Genomic DNA, 473 nt, shown 5'->3' on the forward strand with positions numbered 1-473 from the left:
GCATCGAAGTACCGCAACAGCGGCCAGACCTGCGTGTGCACGAACCGTTTCTACGTGCATGAAGCCGTGTACGACCAGTTCGCGCAGAAGCTCGCGGCAGCCGTCGGCCAGCTGAAGGTGGGCCGCGGCACGGAGCCGGGCGTCACGCAAGGTCCGCTGATCAACGAAGCCGCCGTGCTGAAGGTCGAGGCGCACATCGAGGACGCGCTCGCGAAGGGTGCGACCGTCGTGACGGGCGGCAAGCGCCACGCGCTCGGCCACGGCTTCTTCGAGCCGACCGTGCTGACGGGTGTCACGCCGGCGATGAAGGTCGCGAAGGAAGAGACGTTCGGGCCGCTCGCGCCGCTGTTCAAGTTCGGCAGCGACGACGAAGTGATCCGCCTCGCGAACGACACCGAGTTCGGCCTGGCCGCGTACTTCTACAGCCGCGACATCGGCCGCGTGTGGAAGGTGGCGGAAGCGCTCGAATACGG

1 protein-coding gene is annotated in these 473 nt (G+C 67.2%); it reads left to right on the forward strand.

Annotation, left to right across the window (positions count from 1 at the left end):
* A partial coding sequence (locus CFB40_RS37685) for an aldehyde dehydrogenase family protein (RefSeq protein WP_143329965.1) occupies positions 1 to 473 on the forward strand: 473 nt, incomplete at both ends.

This window comes from Burkholderia sp. AU31652 (assembly GCF_002223155.1).
Lineage (GTDB): Bacteria > Pseudomonadota > Gammaproteobacteria > Burkholderiales > Burkholderiaceae > Burkholderia.